The 7,773-nt window shown below is 66.7% G+C and carries 6 protein-coding genes and 1 pseudogene; 2 read left to right on the top strand and 5 right to left on the bottom strand.

What is annotated here, in order from left to right:
* Positions 1–16 precede the first annotated feature (16 nt).
* The 3 genes and pseudogenes from ABD335_RS27645 to ABD335_RS27635 all read right to left on the bottom strand — a co-directional run bounded on the left by ABD335_RS27645 (position 17) and on the right by ABD335_RS27635 (position 4,907).
* A complete protein-coding gene (locus ABD335_RS27645) occupies positions 17–649 on the bottom strand; it encodes a ParB/RepB/Spo0J family partition protein (protein WP_344328383.1) in 633 nt (210 codons plus the stop codon).
* A gap of 244 nt (positions 650–893) precedes the next feature.
* Positions 894–3,476, bottom strand: coding sequence for a P-loop NTPase fold protein (locus tag ABD335_RS27640; RefSeq protein WP_344328380.1), 2,583 nt, complete (start codon positions 3,474–3,476; stop codon positions 894–896).
* 505 nt (positions 3,477–3,981) lie between these two features.
* A pseudogene (locus ABD335_RS27635) lies at positions 3,982–4,907 on the bottom strand (integrase core domain-containing protein).
* Here ABD335_RS27635 and ABD335_RS27630 point away from each other — a divergent pair.
* Positions 4,824–5,057 carry a hypothetical protein gene (locus ABD335_RS27630; RefSeq protein WP_344328385.1) on the top strand — a complete coding sequence of 78 codons (234 nt, stop codon included), beginning with the start codon at positions 4,824–4,826 and terminating at the stop codon, positions 5,055–5,057. The pseudogene ABD335_RS27635 and the gene ABD335_RS27630 sit on opposite strands and share 84 nt — an antisense overlap.
* A 150-nt stretch (positions 5,058–5,207) precedes the next feature.
* On the opposite strand, the gene ABD335_RS27625 is transcribed toward ABD335_RS27630, so the two are convergent.
* Together ABD335_RS27625 and ABD335_RS27620 are read right to left on the bottom strand one after the other, a co-directional pair.
* Positions 5,208–5,414 (bottom strand): hypothetical protein, encoded by a 207-nt coding sequence (locus ABD335_RS27625; RefSeq protein ID WP_344328378.1) that lies wholly within the window; start codon positions 5,412–5,414, stop codon positions 5,208–5,210.
* Between the two features lie 35 nt (positions 5,415–5,449).
* The gene (locus ABD335_RS27620; RefSeq protein WP_344328375.1) at positions 5,450–5,716 is read right to left on the bottom strand and encodes a transposase; all 267 of its coding nucleotides are present in this window, start codon (positions 5,714–5,716) and stop codon (positions 5,450–5,452) included.
* 355 nt (positions 5,717–6,071) lie between these two features.
* Here ABD335_RS27620 and ABD335_RS27615 point away from each other — a divergent pair, with 355 nt between their 5' ends.
* A complete protein-coding gene (locus ABD335_RS27615; RefSeq protein ID WP_344328373.1) occupies positions 6,072–7,283 on the top strand; it encodes a DUF4241 domain-containing protein in 1,212 nt (403 codons plus the stop codon).
* Positions 7,284–7,773: the final 490 nt, after the last annotated feature.

Below are 7,773 nucleotides of genomic sequence, written 5' to 3'. Positions count from 1 at the left end.
AGCATCGCCTGCACTCTCATCTGCTACCGCCGACTCGCCAAATGAGATGACTTGTTAGGAGGGCCAGGCGCTGGGTGACCCAGCCGCTGGATTTGCCGAGGGCTCTGGCGACGGCGCGTTGGGAGCCGTGGACTTCGACCAGGCGTTGGAGGGCTTTGGCTTCGTCGAGTGGGTCGAGGTCCTCGTGCTGGACGGCTGCGGTGAGGGCGGTCTCCAGGAGAGTGTCGGCGTTTTCAGCGAGGGAGTCGTCGATGTGGACGGGGACGTCGTCGAGGCCGGCGAGTTTGGCGCCTTCGAGGCGGCGGTTACCGTCGACGACGACGTATTCGGCGGAGCCGAGGGCGTCGTCGTGGTCGGGGTGGGCTTCGAGGAAGGCGCGGCGGGTGACGACGGTGAGGGGTTGGATGACGCCTCGTCCGGTGAGGCTGTCGGCCATCTCTTCGATGGCCTTGAGCTCTCCCCGGGGGTTGTAGGGGTTGCGGGCGAGTTGGTCGACGCGGAGTCGCGGGGTGTCCAGGTCTCCGTTGGAGTTGTCCGTGTTGGTGGTGCTGTGGCCGGCGAATGCGGCGAAGGAGGCCGCTCGGCTGCTGAGGGGTTGTGCGACCGCGTCGAAGGTGGCGGATCCGCCGAGGGCGTCTGCCTTGCTCATGCGAGCCCCCTGGCGATCTGGCGCATGTTGTGGGCTTGGTCGGATTCGGGTGCGTAGCCGAGGAGCGGCTTCTGGAGGCGGACAGCACGCGAAGAGCGCGGCCGCCCGCCGAGTACACCGCGCGCAACACGCAAAGGTGCCCTCCTGACCGCGATCGCGAGTCGGCGTCAGCCCGTCGCCCATACAGCATCTGCCTGCGTACCACCACTGATCAGTCAGATTCCCACGGCGTTCTGGCCCCTGTTCAGAGCAGGTGAGGGTGGTGGTCGCAGCGCCTCGACCTCGGCGGTGGAACGGCGCCACCAGCCAGAGCAGGCTGCAGTGGCAGTGACCAGGCCTCGCGGATGGCAGAGATCAGCGGGCGCGCGCTGTAGGGCGACAGACCGAGTTCCTGCCGCGCCTCGGCCAAGAGTTCCGGGTCCCCGTTCGGGCCGTGTGTTTCCGCGGCCTGGCGGCGGCGGTCGAAGCCCTCGGCGGCAAAGATGTCGAGGAGAGTGAGGGAGAAGTAAGCATAGGCGGCGGCTTCGTCGATGAGTTGCCGGGCATCGTCTGTCAGAGCGGGATGAGCGGTGCTGCGGAGATCGTTTGCTGAGTGGACCGCGAACTGTTCAAGGGCGAACTGGATCTCGAGTTCTGTACAAGGACAAGCACCTCGCAAGTGTGCACCTAGGTTGCGGAACGCATTGAGGATGTCGTGGGTGTCGGGTGTCCACTGCTGTTTGCTGAGCAAGGTGCGGAAACCGGCCAGGGTCTCGGCCAGTTCCTGGAGTACCAGGCCGCGGGAGATATCGGTCAGCTCGGCTGACTGCGTCTTCTCCTGCGTTTCCATGATGTGCCGTCCGTAGCGCAGCAGATCGCGTGGGATTCCTCCGGACAGGGCGTGAGCCAGCATGACATATGGATCCGACAGGCCGGGGGCGCGCCGGGCGAGGATGGCCCGGGACTCGTCCAGGGTGGCGGGTTGGACGTAGACGACGTCGTCGAGGGAGCTATCGGTGACGTCTCGGTGAGGCAGGCCACGGCGCACGAAGGCGGCACCGACGTCTTCGGCCACGGAGATCAGGTAATGCACATGGGGAACGCCGAGGACGGCTTTGATTTCGCTGAGGAAGGCCAAGGCCTGGGTGTCCGATCCGAGGCGGTCCACTTCGTCGATGGCGATTACCACGCGTCCGCCGCGGTTCCTGTAGGTCGCGGCGATGTGCGACAGCAGTTCGCGGAAGTCTGTGACCAGCTCAGGAAAGTTCGGCGGGACCGTGGAGACGGAGGTGGTGTGGGCAGTGCCTAGAGTCAGCACTTGCGCGGCGCCGGTGGTCATGGCTGCGGTCGACATCTGGATCGTCTGCAGCCGGTACAGGTGGTTGCGGCACTGCGTCACCAGCGCCGGCTCCGCCGGCCGCAGCTCCCAGTCGCTCACTTTCAGCAGTATGACGCCGATCAGCACAGCCGCAACCCGCAGCGGATTGTCCGCGTCGGCCAAGACGGCCTGGGTCTGTGGATTGCGCAAGATGAAGATCAGAAGAAGGAAGAGCCACACCTTACTGAGCGGGCCGAACAGATTACGGGCCGCTATCCGCGCGCCGCCCACAGGAAGGCGCCAGCCCTTCTCGCCTGCCTTCCTGCAGATTGCCCACAAGCCGAGGTAAGCGAGCACGTGCAGGCTGACCTCGGGAGACAGTTCGGCGATGCGCTGCTGCACCCCCTTGTCTGCCAGGGTTGACACCAGGCTCCCGAGGCAGAGGAAGATGCCAACGGCGGCACCGCTGGCAAGTGCGGTACGGCGGAGGAAGTGCCACCGGGCTGCTCGCCGCATCCTCCACCAGAAGGCGGCGATAAGAAGCAGGGAGACGCTTGTCCCGGCCGCTTGTCCCTGCCAGGTTTCCTTGATCAGCGCACCTATCTCTTCGACGTGCCTGTCGAGTCGCGTGAACGCAGCAGCCGTACGCTCAGGGGGCACAGACCGGACCGCTGCGGCTGAGCCCAGGACCACGAAAGCCAGAGTCGGCAGGGCAAAGACCGACCAGCGCAGCAGCTTCCGGCACCGCGCCCAGATGCGGCGCAGCAGCCGGCGGACATGGGACAGGCGAGTGAACTCGGGTACGTCGTAGCCCTCAACCTCGACATACTTTTCACATAATTGCACCGACAGGGACAACAGGAAGTCGTGCGGCGCGTAGGTGGCCGGGGCCTGGGCCAGCAGTCCGAAGTCAGCGTCCTCGACGCAGGTCTCCAGCAGGGTGGTCTTTCCTGCACCGCGTGGGCCGCAGACCGCGATGGTGCCCGACTGAATCTGTGCCAGTTTCCGCTTTAATAGCAGAGCTGGGGCACTTTCCACGACGTAGCCGCGTTCGCGCGGGGAGCGAAGACCGTCGTAGCTGTCAGGCACCAGCAGGGAATCAGGATCGCCCCCCAGCAGGGTGCGGATGGACCTGTCAACGACCGGTCCCATTCCGCGCTGCCGCAACTCCCGTCCCCACTCGGCTACCTTGATCCCCAGCCGGACCCGCAGCACGAGCACGCCCAGGCTCAGCCACCCGGTCACAAGGCACTGCCGCAGGTTCGGCCAAGCAGCCGAACCGCGCAGGGTGAGTACGAACAGCGCCACCGCAGCCGCCACCGCTACGGCTGCCACGGCCCACAAGCCCCACAAGCCCGCCAAGGTGATGCTCACGCCCACCATCGCCAGACAGACTGCCCGCCAGTTCCACGCAGTGGTCTCGGCTGCATCGAGATGTTCTTGACGAACATCTCGAAGAGCATCCGCCGCTTCCGTAGCGGCTTCCAACGGCTCGGCGGACGCCGCGTGCACCCGGTCGACGTTCGGCATGAGCTGCATGTGCTGCCAGACGGCATCTGCCGTAACTCCCGCGCGCTTCCCCAGCAGCCGCGCTCTCTTTGGATCCGCCAAAGCCGCATTCACACAGCGGCTATAGACCTCGTCTACATCAGAGGCAAGAAAGTCCCTGACGTAAGCCCAGCCAGCCTTCCACCGCGCAAACCCGGACGTCGCCACCCAGCTCCTCCCCACTGCCAGGACCCCGGATCTTAACCCCAACACCGACATCGTCCCCATGAGAACCGGGAAGAGGGCTCGCAACAACCGGTCGGCGCCGCTCCTGCGGTCGCAGGAACGCCAACAACGGAACGCACGATGCCTCGCCCGGTGTCCGGCCCGGGGGACAGAGCAGGGCCCGAGCAGCGCGGTGAGGCCCGGCGACCGCCACAGGTTGCCGGGCCTTTGTGCGTTGGTCAGTCGACGAGGTAGTGGGCTTCGATGTAGGCGACGGTGGAGTCATACGGCTCTGCGGGTGCCGACAAATCATCCGGCCTGGTCAAGCAGCATGTCGGTACTCGCGAAGGGTTCCGCCGAGTCGGTCCCGTCGGGGGACTTCCATGTGTCCGATGTGCGCCGGCACGCTGATCGGTTCGGGTAGTGCGCGAAGGGGCGCGGCCTGCTTCAGCGTTCGGTGTGGCCGGTGCTCGTTGTAGAAGGTTTCGAACTCGCGGAGCGCGTACAGGAGGTGGCTCTGGTTCCGGATCAAGGTGCGGTCGAGGAGCTCGCGCCGGCAGGTCTGTATCCAGCGCTCCATGAGGGAGTTCATCCGGGGCATCCGGATGCCAGTGGTGACGACCTTCAGGCCGGCGTCGGCCGGCAGGGCGTCGAAGGCCGCGGTGCACTTCGCGTCTCGGTCTCGGGTCAGGAACCTGGCGTTGCTGCCCGCGTCCTCCAGGTCCATGACGAGATTGCGGCCGAGCGGCACGATCCACTCCGCGGTCGGGTGTGCCGTTGCGCCCAGGATCCGGATGCGCCTCGTGGAGTGCTCGATGACGGCGAAGACGTACATCCGCGCCCCGGTCGGCGTCCGGGTCTCGAAGAGATCGCAGGCGAGCAGTGCGGCCGCCTGGCTGCGGAGGAAGTCGGCCCAGGTGGTGCTCTGCCGTTTGGGCGCAGGCGGGATGCCGTGCTCGCGAGGGATCTTCCAGACGGTGGAGGCGGCGACCTTGATGCCGAGCGCCGCGAGCTCGCCTGGGGGTACCTCCCGCGGCGAAGCCGCAGGGGGAGGATCCGGCGGTAGCCCCACGAGCCGTTCTCGCGGGCCGGACGCAGGGCCAGGACGCGGATCGAGCGAACGGTGGGCGGGCGCCCACGGCGCTTGGGCGCGCGGGTTGCGGCATGGCGTCGCTTGAGCAGGTCACGGTGCCGGCGCAGGATCGTGTCGGGGCGTACCAGCGGCAGGAGGTGACGCAGCCTGTCCACGGGGAGGCGGTGGAGCGGGCCGGCGAGGACAGCACGGTCGGTGTCGGTGAACGCGGGCTGGGCGACCTGGCGCTGCAGAACGAGCGGTTGGTGCCGCAGGGCGCGGATCTCCACGTCCTTCTCGCGGTCGCTCATCGGCACGAGACGTAGCAGGGTGAAGAGGTTGGTAGCGGCGAGGTAGGCCAGGCGCGGCAGCACGACCCGTCATGATGCCGTCCTCCCCTGCCCGGGTGAAGACGGCGGGATGGCCGGCGGCCGCATCAGAGATGGCCGATCAAGGCCGTGACCTGGACGGATGATTTATCGGCACCCACAGCCGCGGGAGGCGAGGTGCAGCACGGTGATTTCGTGCGCCAGGGCGTCGTCCGCGGCCTGCTTCGCCCGCCGGGTCTTCTCACCGCCCAGCCACGCGTAGAAGGAGGAGCGGGCCACCCTCGGCAGCCGGCACAGGAGAGCAACGCCGTGGGTGGTCTTCTCCGCCTCGATGAACGCATACACCTCGCTCATCGATCGCTCTCCTTCGCGAAGAAGACCGCCGCTTTTCACAGCACCTCGATCGTCTCCGCCTGCTCGGTGGCCAACCTCCGCAGCCGGCGCAGCTCTTCGCGCTCCGCCGTCGTCAGCTCTCCCGGCGCTCCCTGCCCGCGGTCGATCGTGTCCTGCTTGACCCGGTTCCGCAGTCCCTCGGCGCTCACCCCGAGCTCCCGGGCCACCTTGGTGACGGTCTTCCCGGAGGAGTGCACGAGCGCGACCGCGTCCCGTTTGAACTCCTCTGTGTACCGCCTGCTGCGGTTGCTCTTGCTTCCCACCTGGCACTACTTCCTCTGGAACCTCACGTCCCAGTCTCCAGGTGTCCGTGATCAAGGGGAAGGTTCAGCCCGCCGTACCTGTCACCATTCGTTCGTTTGCCGACAGGCGGTGGCGGCTGCGGTAGGCCATGGGGTTCAGGATTTCATCGCGCCGAACCGACTATGTTTCATCACCTGGGGCGGCCCATTTCGTCGGTAACCCCAGGTTGCGGGCTCCCACAATCCTCTGTGTCACACCCAAGTGGCAGACTGGCGGCACGACGAAGCTTCGGAAGGGCAGGGCGTTGCGGCAGGGGTCACCCGTCGAGCGCCACTGCTCGGGGTGGCTGGTGCCACGGGAGGGGGATGTGCGGCTGTGATCTTCGACAGTCTTGATGTGTCGTACGGCGAGATGTGGGGTTCCTATCGGGGAATGACCCATCCGGACCCGATATCGCGAGCGCTCGCGGCACGCAAGCATGCTGCCGGGATGGATTACGCGGTTCTGTTGTCTGCGCGGGAGCAACCGCTGGCACTGGTCGAAAGATGGCCGCGCGGCATGTGGCGTGTGTATCTGTTCGACGACAGGTCCTGGCGCATGCAGATGATCGACCTCAAGCCGCACAGTACGGGGATGTTGTTGGCTCGCTGGAACACCCGATGGCAGTTTTCTAACGAGCAGGAATACTCGTCCGATAAGTGGGATGTTCAGGAGACCACGACCGTCTCGGCCGACGGGCAGGTCGAGGTGAAGTCCGAGTTCGCCGGGCCGAGGGGAGCGTCGACGGAGCCACTGCACGCTCGAACATCCGGCCCGTCGAGCGTCCCCGTGCGGCGGTTCGCGGCGCCCGTCGAAAGCTTCCTCTGTCCCGTACCGGAATTCGGCGACTGGCAGGTGTTCGCGCCGTTCCTCGCCCAGCAGGGCCACGAGCCCGCCACGACCGTAGTCCTGAACGACGCGTCGGTGAACGAAGGGTCGGGACCGCTGCGCGCCACCGGAATCGAGCAGCTGTTCAGTCCGGGTGCGTGCGACACTCCGGACGGGCCGGCCGTCGTCGAGCCCGTTGACGCCGGCGTGCTGCGGATCACGTCAGGGCAGCTGGTGGTCTCGGACCCCGGCTGGATCGGAGAGACCCCGCGGACCGTGGCTGTGCCATCGGGCGAGTTTCCGGTCACGCTGTCGCTTTTGCGCACGGCACGCGGGGTCAATGTCGCCGCGGCCAAGGTGACGTTCCTGGACATCCCGCCCCGCGAGTGGGAAATGGCCCTCCGGCCCGACGAGGACCTGGGGCTGCTCGGCGAGGGCCAGTTCTACGGGGTTGGCGTGGATACCGGCACAGCGGCTTTCATGGATGCGACGCGGACGGTGCTCGAAGACCAACTGGACGAGGATCTTTTCATACCCCTCGACAGCGACAGCCATTTCAGCGTCGAATTGCCCGGCCCGGAGCCCGAGCCGAACCTCATCGCCTTCCGTGCCGGCCAAGGCGACGGGGCCTACCCCGTCTGGATCGGCCGCACCGATGACGGACAGGTTGGTTGCGTCGTCGTCGACTTCCAGCTCCATTCCGCCGACGGGGGAAAGTAAGGAGCCGCCGACCATCGGCGCGAGGCCGCACCCCGAGACTGGGACCACGGCGAAGCTCCAGAGTGCAGACGGCGGTTGAGAAGCTTGATAACTCGATCACCGACTTTGGCCTGGTGGGCGCCTTCCCGGAGGACGTCAGAGAAGCTCGCCAGCGGTACTACGCATCGACGTAGCCGTGCCTTAGAGGTCGCGCGGATAGGCGGGAGTTCTGGTCCGACGGCGCTGACTCGGCCGGGCGTGACGGGGGACAGGGGCTGGGTGTGGTGCGGGGGTGGCTGGCAGGTCTGCGGCGGAGTGACGTCAAAGGATCACTTGCCGTCGGCTCCGGTAGCATCGGCGACATGTCTGGTGCTTCGTGCGCGGCCTGTGCCGCGGTGACGAGGACGCTCCGCTAGCGGCGGGGCGTTCGTCTCACTTCTGCTGAACGTTCCGTCGCTCCGTGGTTGAACCGGAGCGGCACGTTCGTGCTGCTCGGAACTTCTTCCGGGCA

This window comes from Streptomyces macrosporus, from assembly GCF_039533145.1.
Classification (GTDB): domain Bacteria; phylum Actinomycetota; class Actinomycetes; order Streptomycetales; family Streptomycetaceae; genus Streptomyces; species Streptomyces macrosporus.
Note: the sequence above shows the minus strand (reverse complement) of the source record. Positions and strands in the feature narration are given on the sequence as shown.